The organism is Bacillus sp. FAU18 (assembly GCF_056033885.1).
Genome location: NZ_JBVYHZ010000004.1, coordinates 357,266 through 377,744, shown reverse-complemented (window position 1 = coordinate 377,744; position 20,479 = coordinate 357,266). Strand labels below are relative to the sequence as shown.

Annotated in this window: 13 protein-coding genes; 7 read left to right on the top strand and 6 right to left on the bottom strand. The window is 46.1% G+C overall.

Annotated elements, in window-relative coordinates; genetic code table 11:
• Positions 1–3 precede the first annotated feature (3 nt).
• Positions 4–10,767, bottom strand: coding sequence for a surfactin non-ribosomal peptide synthetase SrfAA (srfAA, locus tag AC0OMU_RS12970; protein WP_474241227.1), 10,764 nt, complete (start codon positions 10,765–10,767; stop codon positions 4–6).
• Between the two features lie 575 nt (positions 10,768–11,342).
• The gene (hxlR, locus tag AC0OMU_RS12965) at positions 11,343–11,705 is read right to left on the bottom strand and encodes a transcriptional activator HxlR (protein ID WP_015482783.1); all 363 of its coding nucleotides are present in this window, start codon (positions 11,703–11,705) and stop codon (positions 11,343–11,345) included.
• Positions 11,706–11,936: 231 nt separating this feature from the next.
• Here hxlR and hxlA point away from each other — a divergent pair, with 231 nt between their 5' ends.
• The 5 genes from hxlA to nin all read left to right on the top strand — a co-directional run bounded on the left by hxlA (position 11,937) and on the right by nin (position 16,005).
• Positions 11,937–12,569 carry a 3-hexulose-6-phosphate synthase gene (gene hxlA, locus AC0OMU_RS12960; protein ID WP_032724921.1) on the top strand — a complete coding sequence of 211 codons (633 nt, stop codon included), beginning with the start codon at positions 11,937–11,939 and terminating at the stop codon, positions 12,567–12,569.
• A gap of 5 nt (positions 12,570–12,574) precedes the next feature.
• Positions 12,575–13,132 (top strand): 6-phospho-3-hexuloisomerase, encoded by a 558-nt coding sequence (gene hxlB, locus AC0OMU_RS12955; protein ID WP_474241226.1) that lies wholly within the window; start codon positions 12,575–12,577, stop codon positions 13,130–13,132.
• A 109-nt stretch (positions 13,133–13,241) separates the two neighbouring features.
• A complete protein-coding gene (gene tlpC, locus AC0OMU_RS12950; RefSeq protein WP_474241225.1) occupies positions 13,242–14,963 on the top strand; it encodes a methyl-accepting chemotaxis protein TlpC in 1,722 nt (573 codons plus the stop codon).
• A gap of 167 nt (positions 14,964–15,130) precedes the next feature.
• The gene (gene nucA, locus AC0OMU_RS12945) at positions 15,131–15,580 is read left to right on the top strand and encodes a DNA-entry nuclease (RefSeq protein ID WP_014475770.1); all 450 of its coding nucleotides are present in this window, start codon (positions 15,131–15,133) and stop codon (positions 15,578–15,580) included.
• Positions 15,581–15,606: 26 nt separating this feature from the next.
• Positions 15,607–16,005 (top strand): DNA-entry nuclease inhibitor, encoded by a 399-nt coding sequence (nin, locus tag AC0OMU_RS12940; RefSeq protein WP_015382736.1) that lies wholly within the window; start codon positions 15,607–15,609, stop codon positions 16,003–16,005.
• Positions 16,006–16,041: 36 nt separating this feature from the next.
• Here the strand turns inward: nin and bglC are convergent, their stop codons facing one another.
• The 4 genes from bglC to AC0OMU_RS12920 all read right to left on the bottom strand — a co-directional run bounded on the left by bglC (position 16,042) and on the right by AC0OMU_RS12920 (position 18,720).
• A complete protein-coding gene (gene bglC / locus AC0OMU_RS12935; RefSeq protein ID WP_015382735.1) occupies positions 16,042–17,475 on the bottom strand; it encodes a 6-phospho-beta-glucosidase in 1,434 nt (477 codons plus the stop codon).
• Between the two features lie 152 nt (positions 17,476–17,627).
• Positions 17,628–17,960, bottom strand: coding sequence for a YckD family protein (locus AC0OMU_RS12930; protein ID WP_015252849.1), 333 nt, complete (start codon positions 17,958–17,960; stop codon positions 17,628–17,630).
• An 81-nt stretch (positions 17,961–18,041) separates the two neighbouring features.
• Positions 18,042–18,473, bottom strand: a complete 432-nt coding sequence (locus AC0OMU_RS12925) for an RDD family protein (RefSeq protein WP_046340202.1) — start codon at positions 18,471–18,473, stop codon at positions 18,042–18,044.
• A gap of 49 nt (positions 18,474–18,522) precedes the next feature.
• Entirely contained in the window at positions 18,523–18,720 is a 198-nt protein-coding gene (locus tag AC0OMU_RS12920) for a hypothetical protein (RefSeq protein ID WP_144052033.1), read from the bottom strand.
• Between the two features lie 161 nt (positions 18,721–18,881).
• Between AC0OMU_RS12920 and AC0OMU_RS12915 the strand changes: the two genes are divergently transcribed.
• Both AC0OMU_RS12915 and AC0OMU_RS12910 read left to right on the top strand, forming a co-directional pair.
• Entirely contained in the window at positions 18,882–19,745 is an 864-nt protein-coding gene (locus AC0OMU_RS12915) for a transporter substrate-binding domain-containing protein (protein ID WP_015482776.1), read from the top strand.
• A 9-nt stretch (positions 19,746–19,754) separates the two neighbouring features.
• Entirely contained in the window at positions 19,755–20,435 is a 681-nt protein-coding gene (locus AC0OMU_RS12910) for an amino acid ABC transporter permease (protein ID WP_015382730.1), read from the top strand.
• Positions 20,436–20,479: the final 44 nt, after the last annotated feature.

The following is a 20,479-nucleotide window of genomic DNA, read 5'->3' as shown; positions in this document are numbered from 1 at the left end:
CTATTAGAAAATTTCCATTAATTTATCCAGCTCATCCAGCGTCAAATCGTCGTCACCAAGATCACTCGGGGTCAGTTCCGTACCGTCTTGAGATAGGCAATGTTCAATGATTCTGAGAAGATGCGCTTTAAAGCTGTCACTGAATGTTTGTACTGTTTTTTCATGAAATTCAAGAGAATGATAGGCCAGTGACATCGTCAGTTTTCCGTTTTCGATATATCCAACAACATCCAGCGCATTCGGTTTTTCTGTTTCAGGGCTTAATGACTGTCCTGATGGCAGCTCTGATCTCGTAAACAAACCTGCATCCGACATTTCGTCAAACTGACCTAAATAGTTGAAGCTGACATCCGGCTGAATCGAGAACGCCACATCTTCTTTATGTTCCGGTGCCGTCAGATAGCGCAGAATGCCGTATCCGACTCCCTTATTCGGCACATGTCTGATATCTTCTTTCATTTGCTTCAGCTGGTAGCCCAGATCATCCGCATGCTTCATATCGAGCACCATTGGGTACATACTTGTAAACCAGCCGACTGTGCGGGAAATGGTCAGGTCTTCTATGATTTCTTCACGTCCATGCCCCTCTAAATGAACACTTACTCGATCTTGACCCGTCCACTCCTTCATTGCCAATCCGAATGCCGTCAGCAAAATATCATTCATTTCTGTGTGATATGCCTCATGCACCTTTGTGGTGAGCTGTTCTGTCTCTTCAGCAGTCAGCGAGAATTCAATTGTCTTTGTATGTTTCATTCGCTGATCACCAGATTCGCGGTCTTTCGGAAGCTTTGCCGCGACTGCTTGTTCTTCAAGCTGTCTCCAATACTCTTTTTCTTTCAAAAAAGCTTTGGAGTTCGCGTAGTCTTGCAATCTCTCTGCATACTCTGCAAATGAATGTGTTTTCTGCGGGAGAACCGGTTCATTGCCTTGCTCAAGCTGTGTATATACTGCGGCGAAATCCTCCAGTAGAATCCGCCACGACACGCCGTCAACCACTAAGTGATGAATGGCAAGAAGCAAGTGGTCTCCGTCTTCCGCTTGGAACAAGCCTGCTTTTAACAAGCCGCCTTCCTGCAAGTCGATGCTGCTTTGCAAACGCTCCGCTTCTCTCTCTATACGGTCTTCGTAATCTGCAGCTTGGCCCTCAATCTGGATGACCTCCAATTGAGCTGAAGCAGCTTCAAGATCTCTGTTGTATTGAATGACGTCTTCCTGTCCCTCACGGTAGATCATACGGAGCGCGTCATGATGCTCGATCAGCGCCTGCAATGTTTTCTCCACCCGTTCAGGATCAAAGCCCTTCTTGGCGTGAAGCATCACCGATTGGTTCCAGTGGTGCTTGTTCGTGAAGTTCTTTTCAAAGAACCAGCGCTGGATCGGCGTCAGGATGACTTCGCCCTCCACCGGGCCTTGGTCTGCCTGTTTGCCTTCGGCACGCTCTACATATTGGGTAAGCTCTTCGATCGTCGGATGCTGGAAGAGATCTTTCATTTCCAGCTTCCAGCCGTGCTGGTTCAAGCGGCTCGCCATTTGAATTCCTTTGATGGAATCTCCGCCAAGCGAGAAGAAATTGTCGGTGACACCGACTTCAGACATTCCAAGCACGTCCTGCCAGATGCCGGCAAGCAGCTCTTCCATGTCGGTCGTCGGCGCTTTGTATTCTCCGCTTCCCGCTTCGATGTCCGGCTCAGGCAAGGCTTTGCGGTCCACTTTGCCGTTTGCCGTAACCGGAAGCTCGTTCAGCGTCACCCAGAACGCCGGGATCATGTAATCCGGCAGGGTTTCCTTCAGTGCTGATTTCAGTGCTTCTATGTCAGCTGTTTCCGGTGTGACATACGCCGCGATCGCTGTGTTGCCGCCTTTATCTTTGACAGCTGTCACCGCCGCATCCTGCACCTCAGAAAGCTGGGCGAGCTGGACTTCAATTTCTGAGAGCTCGATCCGGTAGCCGCGGACCTTGACCTGCTGGTCGATCCGGCCGATGTACTCAATGCCGCCGCCCGTCCATTTCACCAAATCGCCGGTACGGTACATGCGCTCACCCGGCACAAACGGATCAGCAACAAACCGCTTCGCGGTTTCGTCTTCTTTATTCAGATAGCCGCGTGCCAATCCGCGCCCCGCCACGCAAAGCTCTCCGGCTACGCCTTCCGGCTGCACCTGATTGCCCTCGCCGAGGATGTATACTCTCGTATTGGCGATCGCCCGTCCGATGGAAAGCGAGCCTTCCTCCGGATGGATTTCTGCGCTTGTGGCAACGACCGTATTTTCTGTCGGCCCGTAGTTATTGACGAGTGTGTACTGCATTTTCACTGCGCGCTTCAGCTTGTCTCCGCCTGTGAGCAATACGCGTAGCGATGTGTTCTCAAGCTCCATGAACTGTTCCGCAAGCTGTGTCGGCAGGAACGTGATCGTTATGCCGTTCGTTTCAAAATAATCGTTCAGGCGGACGATATCGAGGCGGATCGCTTCATCAATGACGTGAAGTTCGGCACCGATCGTCCAGGTCGGGAACATCTCCCAAATGGAAGCGTCAAATCCAAAGCCTGCGTACTTCGCACTGCGGTCCTCCGCTGTCATGCTGAACGCGTCGTGGTGCCAGAAGCACAGGTTCACAAGCGCATGGTGCTCGACCATGACACCCTTCGGCTGTCCGGTCGTTCCAGACGTGTAAATCATGTACGCCAAGTTCTCCGCGGTTACAGCCGTCTCTGGATTTCCCTCGTCGTTTTCATCAAGCGGCAGGCTTAGAATCGTGCGGCTTCCGTCGAGAAGAATGACATCTCCCGTATAGCTGTCCGGCACTGAATTCCCCTCTTGCTTCAAGAGAAGCTTCGCGCCGCTGTCCTGTAAAATATATTCAATCCGCTGATCCGGGTAGTCAGGATCAATCGGCACAAACGCCGCTCCCGCCTTTAAGACACCGAGCACCGCGGCGGACATTTCAAGCGACGGCTTCGTGAGAATGCCGACGCGGTCATCCGGGCTGATACCGCAGTCCATCAGAATCCGCGCAAGACGATTTGCCTTCGCATTCAGCTCGCCGTACGTCCAAGACTGGCCGTTGTATGTGACAGCCGGGCGGTCTTTGTGGCGCTGGACAGTCTCTTCGAATAGCTGATGAACCGTTTTGTCTGTCGGCACAGGCAGCGATTTGCCCTTCCATGCCTTAAGAAGCGCTTGTTTTTCTGTTTCAGTGACAAATGACAGGCTGGAAAGCGGCTGGTTCGGGTTCCCAGTAACAGCATCCAAAAGCTGCATCCAATATTGCTTCCATCGTTCAATCGTTTCCTGCTTAAACAGAGCTGTATTGTATTCGAGTACGAATGTAAGCCCTCCGTCGGTTTCGTCAGCCATCAGCGTGAGGTCAAACTTGGCTGTTTTCCGTTCAAACGGATGCGGCTCAAGCTGAATCCCTTTCATTGTTAAATCCTTTATGTTCGCATTTTGCATTGAAAAAACTGCATCAAATAACGGATTTCTGCTTGTGTCACGCTGAACCTGAACATTTCCGATCAAGTCCTCAAGCGGATAATCCTGCGCATCAAAAGCGCTTAGTGCCGTTTCTTTCACTTCGTTAAGATAGTCAGCAAACGTCTTTTCACCCTTCGGATACGTGCGGAGCGCCAGTGTATTGACAAACATTCCGATGACACGGCTGACGTCCGCTTGAGATCGTCCGGCCACAGGTGAACCGACGATGATATCGTCTTGCCCGCTAAGTTTTGATAAAAACGCACTGTATGAAGCCAGAAGCACCATGTAAAGCGTGGAATCCGTTTCTTTTGCAAGCCTGCGCAGAGCATCAGCTTTGCCTGCTTCTAATGAAAATGCAATGCGGTCTCCCTCAAATGTTTGAACGGCAGGCCGACTGTAATCAGTCGGAAGCGTCAACACCGGCAGTTCTCCGTCCAGCTCCTTCAGCCAATGCTCCTCTTGCTTCTTGTAAAGCTCAGACTGAATGAACTGCTGCTGCCACACGGCATAATCCTTATATTGAATACGGAGCGGCTCAAGGATTTCTCCGTCGTACAGCTTTGAAAGCTCCTCAATCAGCACACCGACAGACGCACCGTCAGAAATAATGTGATGCATATCGAACAGCAGCACATGCTCAGTGTCTGAATGCTTGATCAGCCCTATTCTGAACAGTGGAAGTTGGTCGATTTTGAAAGGCTTAATAAACTCAGAAACGATCCGCTCTGTCTCTTCTTCCGGGGCTTCGAAATAGGCTATCTCACACTCAGCCTCTTCCCAGATCCGCTGCACCGTTTCTCCATCTTTTATTTCAAACGTGGTTCTCAAGGCTTCATGACGCTGCATTAACTGCTGCATGACGCTGTTAAGCCTTTCAATATCAAGCTCACCTGTCAGGCGCAGAACCGCAGGCATGTTATAGCTCGTTTGCGCATCCTCAAGCTGCTGAAGCACGTACATCCGTTTTTGCGGTGAAGAAACAGGATACGTATCTTGTTTCTCTGCTGGGCTGATACTGGCGGCTGTCCCTTTTTCAACAGAGGCAATCACCTGTGCCAAGCCCTCAACCGTCGGTGACTGGAAGAGATCCTTGAGTGACAGCTCAACGCCCAGTTCCTGATGAACCAAGGCAAGCATCTTCATGCCTGCTAATGAATGTCCGCCAACGTCAAAGAAGTGGTCATAAACGCCGACTTGTTCAGCCTGAAGCACCTGCGCCCAAATGTCTGCGACTTTTTGTTCCGTTTCATTGCGTGGCGCCACATATGAAACACCTCTTGAAACGTTGGCATCAGGAATCGGCAGCGCTCTTCGGTCAATTTTTCCGTTCCCTGTCAGCGGCAGCTCGTCCATTTGGATAAACACCGCAGGAACCATATATGCCGGCAAGTCCTTCGCAGCATGCTCTCTCATCTCTTGTGATGAGATGTCTCCCTCTCCGACATAGTAAGCGCAAAGCAGTTTATCTCCCGCTCCTTGATCAACGGCAAGCACAACACTTTCCTGAACACGATCATGGGTTTGCAGCTGATGTTCGATTTCTCCAAGCTCGATGCGCTGTCCGCGAATCTTCACCTGATGGTCGATTCGCCCGATAAATTCGATGTCGCCATTCGGCAGCCATCTCGCAAGGTCTCCCGTTTTATACATGCGTTCGCCAGATGTAAACGGATGGGGAACAAATTTCTCCTCAGTCAGTTCTGGACGGTTGTAATAGCCTTTCACGAGTCCTTCGCCGCTGACGCAAAGCTCTCCGACAATCCCGGCAGGCTGCACGTGTCCCGTGCGGTCAAGAATGTATACTTCCGTATTGCTGACCGGTTTTCCAATCGGAACAGACAGCGTGTGCTCCTCCAATTCATCAACCGGATGATACGTCGCGAAAACCGTGCTTTCAGACGGCCCATACATGTGAAGGAGCTTGCCCTTTCCAACCGTTTGCAAAGCTTTTCTGACATGCTCAACCGAAGCCCGTTCCCCGCCAAACATAATCTTGCGAAGCGTTGACAAGCACGCCGGATTCAAGTCCACAAGCAAGTGGAACAAAGCGGTTGTAATCATGAGAATGCTGATGTTCTCCCGTTCAATGACGCGGGACAGGCGAGCCATGTCCAAAACGGTTTCCTTCGGTATCAGCACCAGCTTGGCTCCGTTTAACAAAGAGCCGAACATATCGAACATAAACGCGTCAAACACGTAATTGGAAAGACCGAGAATCGTATCCTGTTCTGTAATGCTGAGATAATTCGTTTCCTTCACCGTGCGGAGAATATTGGCATGTGTCACGATATTCCCCTTAGGTGTTCCAGTCGTTCCAGAGGTATACGTCAGGTTTGCCATTGCTTCAGAATCAAGAGGCAGTGCGAGATTGCGCGCATCGGCATGATAGCTTTCTTCCTCATCGGCTAGCACGATAACGCCCTTAAATTCCGCTTCTTCCGCCAAAGCCTTTAATTTCCTCTGAGTGAGAAGCACCTTTGCTCCGCTGTCACGGAAGAAATGCTGCATCCGCTGAATCGGATGTTCCGGATCAATCGGAACATAAGCCGAACCTGATTTTAATACTGCCAAGATCGACACAATCATATCCATTGACCGCTCGCATAAGACAGCCGCAGTTCTGCCTTCGCCAGCTCCAAGAGAAAGAATGCCGCGGGCTAAACGATTGGCCCGTTCATTCAGCTCACGATAAGTGAGTGTTTCACCTTCATATTGAAGTGCCGGCTGGTCTGGCGTTTTCGCCGCTTGCTCCTCAAACAGCTGAACAATTGTTTTGTCTTTCGGATAAGGTGTTCTGCCCGGGTTAAACTGCTGAATTTGCGAAGCAGCCTCCTCTTCAGAAAGAAGCTTATACTCGGAAATCCGCTTCTCCGGATCAGCCGCAGCATCTTCAAGCAAACGCGCAAAATGCGTAAGCAGCCTGTCTGCCGTGCTTTGTTTAAACAGCTTCGTGCTGTAATCCAAATCAAGCTCAATGCCTTCATCGGTTTCTCTCGCCTGCACCGTCAAATCAAATTTGGCAATCTTGAAATTGGTCTCATGAACAGACAAGGACAGATCGCCGACAGCCGGAATGCCCTCTGTCGCGTTTTGAAGGCTGAACATCGTGTCAAACAGCGGATGCCTGCTAACATCACGCGGGATATTCAAGTCTTCAACAAGCCACTCAAACGGATAGTCCTGATGAGAAAAGGCATCCAGCACCTGTTTACGAACACGCGAGATCAATTGGGTAAACGTCTCATCCTGCTTCACCTCACTGCGAATCGCAAGCGTATTGACGAACATCCCGATAATGCCCTCTGTATCGGAGTGATTTCTGCCGGCTGACGGCGTCCCGACAATGATGTCATCCTGTCCCGTATACTTTGACAAAAGCGTATAGTAAGCGGACAGCATCACCATATACAAAGTGGCGCCGTTTTGTTCAGCCAAACGATTGAGGCGATCCTTTATCCCCGCATCCAGCTTGATTGACACCCGATCCCCTTCAAAGCTCTGAACAGGCGGTCTTGGGTAATCGGACAGAAGCTGAAGCACCGGGAGCTCGCCTGCAAAGACTTCCTTCCAATAAGCCTGGTCCTTCTTGTATCCTTCAGCAGCCTGTCTGCTTTGCCATACAGCGTAGTCCTTATACTGAAGACGAAGCTCAGGAAGCTGTTCGCCTTTATAAATGCGTGCTAACTCCTCCAGCATAATGCCAATGGATACACCGTCAGAATTCAAATGGTGCATGTCAAACAGCAGCATATGACGGTTCCCTTCAAGCTCCAGCAAACCGATTCTGAACAGCGGCGCTTTCGCCAAATCAAATTTCCGAACGAATGAAGCCATAATTGCCTCATCTGAGCGGCCGCCTCTTTCAATCATTTCGATGTTGAAATCAACGCTATCGTGAATTTTCTGTCTCGGCGTGCTGTTTTCAAGAACAAATGATGTTCTCAACGACTCGTGGCGTCGGATTAACCCCTGAAATGCGCGCTCCAGCTTTTGAATATCTAAAGGCCCTTCTAGAATTGCTGCTGCCGGCATGTTGTAGCCGACTCCCGCATCCTCGAACTGGCTGACGATATATGTTCGCTGCTGTGCCAGAGAAAGCGGATAATGTTCCTGTTTTTCAGCAGGTTCAATCACCGAAAATGCCCGGCTTTCTCTGTGATCAGCTTCCTCTGCAAGAGCCGCAATCGTCGGATGCTCAAACAAATATTGAAGCGGAATCTCGACGCCTGTTTGCTTATGAATCTTTGTTAAAAGGGTCATGGCTTTCAATGAATGCCCGCCGGTTTCAAAGAAATTGTCAAAGATCCCCGCCTTCTCAACGTTCAGTACGTCCTGCCAAATGGCTGCGATTGCTTTTTCAGTCTCATTTCGCGGCGCTGTATAGGCAGTGCCGCTGACAGCCTTCACCTCTAGTGCAAACAGCTTGCGGCGGTCGACTTTGCCGCTTGGCGTAAGCGGAATTTCTGTCACTTCTGTAAAGTAAGCCGGCACCATATAGTCAGGAAGCTGTCTGGCCGCATGCTCCCTCAAGCCGGCTGGCGCAAATTCGCTTCCAGGCTTCTGCACAACATATGCGCAAACCTCAAGATTTCCCTGTTCGTCAGGGCGTGCCAAAACAACGGCTTTTGCAACGTCTGGCGCCTGCTGAATCACGGCTTCAATTTCCCCAAGCTCAATCCGGTATCCGCGGACTTTGACCTGGTCGTCCTCTCTGCCTAAATATTCGATTGTTCCATCTGGAAGCCAGCGCACCACATCCCCGGTCCGGTACATGTGATCGCCCGGCACGAATGGATCTTGTAAAAACTTCTCTTCCGTTAATTCAGGCAAATGCAAATAGCCTCGGCCCACACCGTCTCCCGCGATATAAAGCTCGCCCGCCACGCCTTCAGGCTGCAGCCGGCTTTTTTGATCCAAAATATATAAGCGATTGTTCCCCAGTGCTTTCCCGATCGGCACATACGCTGATTGAACTGCACTCTCAGGGATAACCGGATGAACAGACGCGTCAACGCACGTTTCAGTCGGCCCGTACACATTGGTCAAACGCGGCGCTGTGCCGGCTTCTTTAAACAGCTTCAGCAGCTTGTCCGCAACAACAGATGACAGGCCTTCTCCTCCGATCAGCATGTGTTTCAGTTTTAGGCCTTCAAAATCGCCCGCTGCTACCAGCATTTGCAAATGAGCCGGTGTTCCATCCGTCGCCTCAATGCTGTTTCTCCGATAATATGCTGCAAGGGCGGCCCCATTCGTCACTGTTTTCTTCGGTACGATATAAAGGGTTTGCCCCAAAAGAAGCGACGCGAAGATCTGCTTCACTGACGCATCAAAGTGGAACGGCGCAAGCAATGCCATCCGCAGGGTTTGGCTGCCGCTTTGGTAAATCGTCTGCTGCAGAGATTCAACCAAATGATGAACCTGGCGATGCTCGATCATAACGCCTTTCGGGCGTCCGGTTGTTCCCGATGTGTATATAATGTAGGCAAGGTTCCGAGCGTTCACATCTGCATTCAGGCTTTCTTCTGTACCTTCCTCAATCGCCTGATCTAAGTCAATCAGCTCAGCATCGGCTTCAGGCGCCGCAACCTTCGATTCAGTCAGGATAAAGTCCGCCCCGCAGTCCTCCAAAATATATTGAATGCGCTCAGCAGGAAAACCCGGATCAATCGGCACATAGGCTCCGCCGGCTTGTAAAATCCCCATGATAGCTGTAATCATCCGTTCAGAACGTTCAATCAAAACCGCGACAGGACTGTCCGGGCCAACCCCCTTCTGTTTCAGCACATTGGCGATACGTGCAGATTGTTCATGTAACGTTCGATAGGACAATGTGCGATCTTCAAATACAACCGCTGGATAATCTGAAAGCTGCTCAGCCTTTTCTTGGAACAGTTCCGGGATCGTCATGTCCTTACGGTAGCTCACAGATTTACCGCCGGCCCTCGCAAGCAGCTTCTCTTTCTCCGCATCAGAAATCATCGTTAATTCATCAATTGTATGTTCTGGATGCGTTAACGCGTCCTCCAGCATTGTAATCATGCGCTCACAAATCATGTTGATTTCTTCACGTGAAAATAAATCAGTGCGGTAATCAAAATCTATGGTGAGTTTCCCAGTATCCCATCGATCCTTTACATGGATCGAGACATCATTTAATCCGCTGCCGCTGAAAATCGGCTCAGTCAAAAAGGCAAGGTCCTCTTCTTTTTGCCACTGCATCACCTGATATTCAAGAGAAACAGTAAACAGCTTGGTCAGAGAGCTCTTTGTTTCACGCAAATCGTTGATCAGGAGATTATAAGGGTACTTTTGGTGGCGAAGCGTCTTCATGAGATCCTTCATCCGGTCTTTGACAAATTCTAAAAACGCCTGCCCGCCGTCAATGTTTGTCCGAAGCGGAACCGTAGAAACAAACATGCCAAGCATCTGCTTCTCTTTCGCATTTGTCCGGTTGCCCATAAAGGTTCCCGTCACAACATCATTCTGGCCGCTGACCCTGTATAAATAGGCGGCGAGCAACGATTGAAATACCGAAAGAACACTGACTTTATTCGCCTCACAAAACGATAGAATCTGCTGATGAAGCGCTTCAGGCACATCTTTAGAGAACCTCTCAGCATCTAAACTTCCTCCTGCGGAAGCATTCCGTTTCAAGGAAACAAGTTCAGGCACCGATTCAAATTGTTTGTTCCAAAACGCCTTGTCCTTTTCAAACCGCTTCGATTGAGCATAGTCCTGTTCAGATAAAACATGATCGATAAATGAATGCGAGATTCCTTCTTTTGTCTCTGAGCCGCTGGCTAATTCTAAATAAATGTGCATGATCGCATTTCCGAGAATATTCATGGAGATACCATCAGAAATCACGTGATGAACATTTGCGTAAAACCACACTTCATTTTCCTTTATGGTGAACAAGGAAAAACGGAACAAATCACAATCGTACAACGGCAACGGTTTCTTCGTTTCCTCCCGGCTCCATTGTGAAATAAACTCTATCGCATTCGGATCTTCAGTAGTGTCAGTATGTTTTATATCAACAGGCCGATACTCGCTAATATATTGAACAGGCTCCCCGTTTTTATCTAGCCGCAACCGAAGGCGCATGGCGTCATTTCTGCGAATAAACTCTTGAATCGCCTGCTCAACAAGCACATAATCAATCGCATCAGCTGAAACCAGCTTACCAATCCCCGCAAGATTTGAAATGCTCGTGTGAGGATAAAATTTTTCTGTGTACCAAATTCGTTTTTGTGCATCCGTTAAAGGGTAAAAAGTTATTTCCATATTGTCATACCTCCCCTAATCTTTATAAGCAGTGAACATGTGCAACGCATTTTCTCTTTCTTATCCATATCAGCTTTTAATGCTTATGAACTAACAGCCGAAATAGCCCAAAGTACTACACTTAAAAAGCAATGCTTCCAAACAAAAAAACAGATTGCCGCTATTAAAACGGGCAGCCGTCAGTCAGCATTGCGGCGTTTAACATAAGCGGATAAAGACCGCAAGATCCCCTATCCTAATAGGAAACAATTTTGGCTATTTATTCATTGTTTTCAATATTTTTTATCTTACTACCGTTCACTTTAAATGAAAAAAATGTTTTTATCACCGAAAAATGGGTGAAAAGTTTCATGCGGGATGCCGAAAGATTCCAGATTATTTACAGGGATATTTTTGCGGGATGCCGCAATCATTTCCACTAAACATTATTTACAGAAAAATAAAAATTTTTAAACCAAACTCTTGCGTTTAATCTTTTTTTATTGCTGACTGCAATTTACAATCTTTACATGACTATGTGTACCGCGCAAAAACCGAAAAAAAGGCCAAAAAAAGACACCCTTGCGAAGAGCGTCTTACAACGATTCTTTCATGATATTTTTGTCGATATCAATCAATTCCATATAGCCTTTCCCCCACTCATACATGGCTTCAAGAATAGGCATGAGGCTTTCTCCGTGCGGGGTCAGAGAATATTCAACCTTCGGCGGGACAACCGGATACACTTCCCTGTGAACAATCATATCCTGCTCAAGCTCCCTCAGCTGATTCACGAGGATCTTCTGCGTAATATCAGGAATCAATGTTTTTAATTCATTGAACCGTTTTGTGCCTTCTTTTCCTAAATGCCACAAAATGAGCATTTTCCATTTACCGCCAATCACTGCAAGCGTTAATTCCTTCTCACAATTAAACCTTTTGTCGTCCATCCGGCTCAATAGAATCCCCCCTTAGTAACCTTTTTGTATGTTAGATACGTATCATCACTTACTTACTTTTTTGCAGACTCTTTTTTCATTATACTCACTCATAAAATTAAGCGAAAGAAATCTGATTGCCTCTCCTCACAGTATCCTCCAAGTAACTTGTTGACTTTAAAGTGCCTACTTCTCAACAAAAGAGGGAACCTATAGAATGAACAATAATTCGAAAAAGGGAGTGGATCAACAATGGAATTACAGCTTGCATTAGACCTCGTCAACATTCCAGAAGCCATTGAGCTTGTCAAAGAGGTAGAACAATACATCGACGTAGTTGAAATCGGAACACCGGTCGTCATTAACGAAGGCCTAAGAGCCGTTAAAGAAATAAAAGAAGCATTTCCTCAATTGAAGGTTCTTGCAGACCTGAAAATCATGGATGCCGGAGGCTACGAAATTATGAAAGCGTCGGAAGCAGGCGCTGACATCATAACCGTTTTAGGGGCTACAGACGACGCAACGATTAAAGGCGCAGTAGAAGAAGCCAAAAAACAAAAGAAGAAAATCTTAGTGGACATGATTAACGTGAAAGATATCGAGTCCCGTGCGCAAGAAATTGACGCACTCGGTGTTGACTACATCTGCGTCCACACTGGCTATGATCTTCAAGCAGAGGGCAAGAACTCTTTCGAAGAATTAACGACAATCAAAAACACCGTAAAAAACGCAAAAACCGCAATCGCGGGCGGCATCAAACTTGATACACTGCCAGAAGTGATCCAGCAAAAGCCTGACCTTGTCATTGTCGGGGGCGGAATTACAAGCGCAGCTGATAAGGCGGAAACAGCTTCAAAAATGAAGCAGCTGATTGTCCAAGGATAACTCCGATGAAAACGACTGAATACGTAGCGGAAATTCTCAATGAGTTACACCGTTCAGCGGCTTATATTTCTGATAAAGAAGCTGACCAGCTTGCCGATCACATTCTTTCGTCCAATCAAATTTTCACTGCGGGCGCAGGTCGTTCTGGCCTGATGGCAAAATCCTTCGCAATGAGATTGATGCACATGGGCTTCAACGCCCATATTGTCGGTGAGATTCTCACTCCGCCGCTCCGCGAAGGAGATCTAGTTATTATCGGCTCAGGATCAGGCGAGACAAAAAGCTTGATTCATACCGCAGCAAAAGCAAAAAGCTTACACGGAATTGTTGCCGCTTTAACCATCAATCCGGAATCAAGCATCGGAAAACAAGCGGACCTCATCATCAGAATGCCTGGTTCTCCTAAAGACCAGTCAAACGGAAGCTATAAAACCATTCAGCCAATGGGATCATTATTTGAACAAACTTTGCTGCTCTTCTATGATGCAGTGATTTTAAAACTCATGGAGAAAAAAGGACTCGATTCTGAAACTATGTTCACTCACCACGCAAACCTTGAATAGCATCACACAACCGGCCTGAAGATCAGGCCGGTTTTATTTTTTAAAAATAAAACTTTAAACCTAAAAACCCGATAAGTAATATGACCTATAAATCATAAAAGGAGGAATTATGTTGATAAAACGATTTAAGATGAAGCTAGGAACTAAAATTCTTTGCCTCGTTTTCGTGGTGATTCTTTTGTTTTCGGCATCAGTTGGCACTGTGATGCTTAAAGAAATTACAGAAAGCATGAAACAAATGGCAACTGAAAAAGCGAAAGGTGATCTCGCTTTAAGCAGCACATATATTGATGATGTCATGTCAGGCGACTGGCAGGTGAAAAACAATAAGCTCTATAAAGGGCAAACACAAATCAATGGAAATGAAGATATTGTTGATCTGCTTGGTGAAAAAACAGGTGATACCATTACCATTTTCCAAGACGATACTCGTGTTGCAACCAATGTCATGAAGAATGGCGAAAGAGCTGTCGGCACCCAGGCTTCTTCTGAAGTTATTGCCGCTGTTTTAAAGAAAGGAAAGCGTTTTTACGGACAAGCAGATGTAGCAGGTTCTTCTTATCAGACTGCATACATGCCGTTAAAAGATCAAAATGGGAACATCATCGGCATGCTGTATACCGGAGCTAATCAAAGTATTTTAGCATCACTTACACAATCACTTTTCACTCAATTCGCTATTGTTCTTGTTATCGTCATTATAGTATCAGTCATCCTTGTTTTGGTTTTCACCAGAAAAATCAACAAGCGGCTGAACGCTTTAAAAAGCGCCTTTGAAAGTGCCGGAAACGGAGATATGACAATAGAGGTGTCAGACAAAACCGGTGACGAGCTTTCAGAACTAAGCGTCTATTATAATAAGATGAGAATGAAGCTGAACGATACCATACAAACCGTACAACAATCAGCCCTTCAGCTTGCGTCAGCCTCTCAGCAGCTCTCAGCCGGAGCAGAGGAAACAAATCAAGCTTCAGAAAAAATCACAGAAGCTGTACAGCAGATTGCAAATGGAGCCCAAGATCAGATCACCCGAATTGAAAACAGTGAAAGCTCATTAAAACAAGCTTCAGCAGACATCCGGGATATTTCTGCAAATACTGCCGCTATCGCTGACAAAGGGCAGCTCGCTCAATCAAAAGCAGACATTGGGCAAAAGGAAATTGCAAATGTACAGGCGCAAATGGATGCGATTCACCAGTCAATTCAGAAAAGCGGAGAAATCATACACCAGTTAGACGGCCGCTCTAAACAAATTGAGCAAATTTTATCGGTCATCACCCAAATTGCCGATCAGACAAACCTGCTTGCGCTGAATGCAGCGATTGAAGCTGCCAGAGCCGGTGAACAAGGAAAAGGCTTTGCTGTTGTTGCTGATGAAGTACGGAAATTAGCAGAAGAGTCTCAACAGTCTGCAGGGCAGATTTCAAAACTGATCATAGAAATACAAAAGGATATGAACCGGTCTGCAAGATCTGTTGAGCATGTGAAAACAGAAACTGCAGAAGGAGTCACCATGATCCAGCGCACCAGAGATGCATTTAAGGAAATTGCAGCTGCAACAGGTGAAATCAGCGCCGAGATTAGTGATTTATCAGCATCTGTAACAAACATTTCAGCCAGTGCACATCATATAAATGATTCCTTTGCAGCCAATACGGCCGACATTAAAGAATCTACTAAAAATACCCGGCAAGCGGCTGCATTAACAGAGGAGCAATTTGCTGCAATGGAGGAGATTACCGCAGCTTCTGAAACACTTTCTCAATTAGCTGAGGAGCTTACCGGTATCATAAGCCAATTTAAAATGATTAATCAAGCCGAAAACGGCTGATGACTTACTATCATTATTGTAAATTGGCAATCGTATTTTGCTGAAAACAAATATTTCGATCTGCTAAAATTACGATTTCTGCAATAAACTGAGCGTAAAACATAAAATTTAAACCTTTACACCAAATGCTTTCTGGATTACTCTTGTGTCAGTTTTAAAAGCGGGAGGTGAACATCACGACGGACATCATAAAAACGATACTTCTCGTCATCGTCATCATAGCAGCTGCAGCTGTCGGTCTGATAAAAGGAGACTTTTTCTCAGCTGATCAAAAAACGTCTCAAACGAAAGAATATGATGAAACAATCGCCTTCCCATCTGACCGGTATCCCGAAACTGCCAAGCATATTAAGGATGCGATAAATGAGGGGCACTCAGAGGTGTGCACTATCGACAGAGACGGAGCTGAGGAACGCCGCGAGCAATCATTAAAGGACGTACCTTCCAAAAAGGGGTATGACAGAGATGAATGGCCAATGGCCATGTGCAAAGAAGGCGGTGAGGGAGCTTCTGTAGAATACATTTCTCCCGCTGACAACCGCGGAGCAGGCTCTTGGGTCGGGCATCAGCTTACCGATTACCCAGACGGCACAAAGGTTTTATTCACAATTCAGTAAACAGTACATAGAGGAGGAACAGCACATTGATCAAATCATGGAAGCCGCAAGAACTTTCGATTTCATATCATCAATTTACTGTATTTCAAAAGGATTCTACACCTCCTGTAATGGATTGGACTGACGAAACGATTAAAAAAGGATATGCTGCGGCAGACGGAGCCATTTCCTTTGAGGCACAGCGAAATACAAAGGCCTTTATTCTTTTGCGCCTGAACAGTTCAGAAACAGTAAGCTCCTACGAAACAAAAGTGACTGTTCCTTTTCATGTCACAGAAAACGGAATTCATATTGAAAGCATCATGTCTAAAAGACTGTCCTTTGATCTCCCTAAAGGAGACTATCAATTGACATGCTGGACTGTGCCGGCTGAAATGTCAGATTTGCACGCCGACACTTATATTATTGATGCTGTTTCTGTGTAATGAAAAACCCCTGAGAGAATAACTCTCAGGGACTCTTTATAAACTTTCTCCGTTCGTCTTGATGACACCTTGATACCAATAAAAGCTTTTTTTCTTCAAGCGTTTTAAATCGCATGTGCTTTCTTCATCACGATTGACATATACAAATCCGTATCTTTTTTGGTAGCCGTTCAGCCAGCTTAACAGGTCAGTAAACGACCAGCTGCAATAGCCGATTAAATCGACACCGTCACTGATGGCTTGTCTGCATTGCTCAAGATGCGAACGTAAATAATCAATTCGATAATCATCCTGTACAGTGCCGTTCTCAACTTTATCAAATTCACCCAAACCGTTCTCTGTTATAAACACTGGAAGCTGATAGCGGCTTGTAATTCGGCGAAGACCGATACGCAGCCCAATTGGGTCAATTGTCCAATCCCAGTTGCTCGTTGTCAGATGCGGATTTTTTTTCGTTTTGAACACTCCGGGTATCCCCGTCTCCTGATTGGCTCCCTTTTGGCCTGTCGTATTCATTTTCCCTTCAGACACACCATCAAGCGGATTTCGTTCATAGGTGATTGTCTGATAATAATTGACACCTACAAAATCAGGCTTCCCTTTGGCAAGCAGCTCCATATCTCCTGCTTCGATTGTTGGCGCCCATCCCTGTTTTTCCAAGTAGCGGAATGGAATTTGCGGGTAGGTTCCCCAGCAATACATGTCAAGCCACCAATTGTTCATAAATTCTTCGGCGTTTTCAAATGCCAGTATATCCTCTGGATGGCTTGATAAAGGATAAGCCGGAGAATAAGCAAAGCTAGGACCTATTTTGCCTTCAGGCACATATTCTCTAAATGATTCGATGGCTTTTGCATTAGCCAGAAACGCAATATGGTTTGCTTCGTAAAATCGTTTTCTGTCTTTCACTCCAGGCGGATGCATGGCTGTAATAAATCCGTGATTAAAATTGTAGTTCTGTTCATTTAACGTAACCCAATATTTCACCCTGTCTCCAAAACGTTTATAAAGAGTAATACAGTAGTGATTAAAATCCTTTATGATGTTTCTGGATTCAAACCCGCCGTATTCGTCCATAAGCGCTTGAGGCAAATCCCAGTGATATAAAGTCAGAACCGGCTCGATGTGATGAGAAAGCAATTCATCAATCAGACTATCGTAAAACGCTAGACCTGCTTCATTGATCTCTCCTTTTCCTTTTGGAAAAACCCGTGGCCAGCTGACGGAAAATCGATATGCTTTTAACCCCATCTCAGCCATCAGAGCGACATCTTCTTTAAATCGGTGATAATGGTCAACCGCAATGTCGCCATTGGTTCCTTTAAACGTTTTGCCCGGTATTTTCGTAAACACATCCCAAACAGAGGGGCCCTTGCCATCTTCATTCCAAGCGCCTTCAATCTGGTACGCTGCAGAAGCAGAGCCCCACAAAAAATGTTTCGGAAAAGATTCTGGATGCTGGTGGATCATAGTGTTTATCACTCCTGAATTATTGATAAACCTATCATAGGCTATGAAACGCGTTTCATATCAACTCGATGTTAGTCGCGGAACAGCTCAGCTAATATTGTCTACCTGTAAATAACGCAAAAGCACCCAATTCCCATTGGATGCTTACCATCTTAATGTCTTTTTTCAAATTTATGCGGATGAGGATGGTGCTTTGGAACAAAGCCGTTTTGTTTCATCATTTCAAAGTGTTTGTCCAAGTGATTTTTGATGTGTTCTCCTCTTTCTTTAGGCAGGATACCGTATTGTACATACTTTGAGATCACGTCTTTGCGCTTTTTAAGAATCTCTGCTTCCAGTTGTTCAATCTCTTTCTTTTGCTGATCTGTCAGTGTAACATTTGCGGGAGGCTGCTGCTGTTTTTCAGCGGCCTCAGCTGTACCGGTCAGAGAAATGACAGCCGCTGCAATGAACATTGTGATGATGTTGATGGTTATTCGTTTCATCCAGTTTATTCCTCCAATCCTATTTTTCATATGGTTTGCTGCCTTGTATTTTTTATGCATAAAAATAAAAAGAGCGAACCATTATTCGCTCTTTCTAATCTCTTCGTCAGCATTAAGTTCTTCTTCACCTGGTGTCGCATAAGTGACATATGTTCCCGCGATTAAATCATGCAGGGTCCGTTTGTCTTCTCGTACGGCAATCAGAATCAGAATCAGGCTGGCGATCAAGCCGAGTCCGAAGGTTATACCGTAAACCAGGCCGGCTACAATAACCCGTAAAAACATTGTTAACAGGCTGACCTGTGATCCGTCTTTTTTTACGATTCTGATTCCGCATATCCTTTTTCCGATAAGATAACCGCGCCAAAACACTGGCAGCAAAATAGAGTACAGCAGAACAACCAAACTGATGAACATGCTGTCGTTCGGGTCTTTTCCTGTAATCAGCCAATAGATCAGCAAAAGAGGCACGGAGACTATAATGTAGTCTAACAATGCAGCTCCAAGTCTGATCCAAAATCAGGCTGGTTTGTAAATATTCATTTGACTCCCCCATTATGGTTTAAATGTTTCCATTTTCTTTCTCATCGAATATATCATATGCCTTAGGGGCATCAGCAAAACTTAAATTTATTCTGAAGATCGGTTTCATGCCTCTTGACCATTTCTTCCGGTATTGGCATAGATGAGTGACGGGTCTGCTGCATCCTTCACTTTCACATGCGTTTCCTTGGTACGCCTGGCATTCATCCTTGGACAACTCCTTTTTTCATCACCTCTTCCCTTCATAGACGCTTTTAAACACCCACCCATGCCTTTTGTATACACAATTCGAACTTTTTGAAAACGTCATCAACATATTGCAACCCCTTATGTTCAATGCTATCTTTTTAGTTGATTAACAGATTGGGGGAACTATAGGTGAAATCATTCATGCATTCCAAAGCCGTTATATTCAGTTTCACAATGGCTTTCTTTCTTATATTGGCAGCCTGTTCCGGCAAAAATGAATCCGATTCCAAGGATACAGGCTGGGAGCAAATCAAGGACAAAGGGAAAATCGTAGTCGCTACATCAGGCACGCTCTATCCCACTTCTTATCACGATACTGACTCAGGCTCCGATAAGCTGACGGGCTACGAGGTTGAAGTTGTTCGTGAAGCGGCAAAACGCTTGGGGCTGAAGGTTGAGTTCAAGGAGATGGGCATTGACGGGATGCTGACAGCGGTGAACAGCGGACAGGTTGACGCAGCCGCAAATGACATCGATGTCACGAAGGACCGCGAGAAGAAGTTCGCATTTTCTACTCCATATAAATATTCATACGGCACAGCAATCGTCCGTAAAGACGATTTATCAGGGATTAAAACGCTTAAGGATTTAAAAGGGAAGAAAGCGGCTGGCGCTGCTACCACCGTCTACATGGATGTCGCGAGAAAATACGGCGCCAAAGAAGTGATTTATGATAATGCGACGAATGAGCAATATTTAAAAGATGTTGCCAACGGACGCACTGACGTCATTTTAAACGACTATTACCTGCAGACACTTGCGCTCGCGGCATTCCCGGATCTCAACATTACAATTCATCCTGACATCAAGTACATGCCGAACAAACAGGCCCTTGTCATGAAAAAAAGCAATGCGGCACTTCAGCAAAAGATGAACGAAGCATTGAAAGAGATGAGCAAGGATGGCTCTTTGACTAAACTGTCGAAACAATTCTTCAATAAAGCAGATGTATCAAAAAAAATTGATGCCGACGTTCAGGACGTTGATTTGTAATCGGACGCCATGATTAGTAGCATTCAATGGGAATATATTTTCAACACGAAGCTGGCTATTGAATCGTTCCCTTATGTCATAAAAGGCATTGGGTATACACTGCTCATCTCTTTTGTAAGCATGTTTGCGGGAACTGTGATCGGCCTGTTTATATCACTCGCCAGAATGTCTAAACTTGCTTTGTTAAGATGGCCGGCGAAGCTCTATATCTCATTTATGCGGGGCGTTCCGATTTTGGTGATTTTGTTTATCCTTTATTTCGGGTTTCCTTATATCGGCATTGAATTTTCCGCTGTCACGGCTGCTTTAATCGGGTTTAGCCTAAACAGCGCCGCCTACATTGCGGAAATTAACCGTTCAGCCATTTCATCCGTCGAAAAAGGGCAGTGGGAAGCCGCATCCTCGCTGGGTCTTTCCTATTGGCAGACGATGAGGGGCATCATTTTGCCGCAATCGATACGTATTGCGCTGCCTCCGCTTGCCAATGTATTGCTCGACTTAATCAAGGCGTCCTCTCTCGCTGCGATGATTACAGTGCCGGAATTGCTCCAGCATGCGAAAATCATCGGGGGCAGAGAGTTTGATTATATGACCATGTATATTCTGACCGCTCTCATTTATTGGGCCATCTGCTCCATTGCCGCGGTCTTTCAGAATATCCTTGAGAAAAAATACGCTCATTATGTTTAAACAAACGTTTCATTAAAAAAAGCCGCTCCCCCAGGGGACGGCTT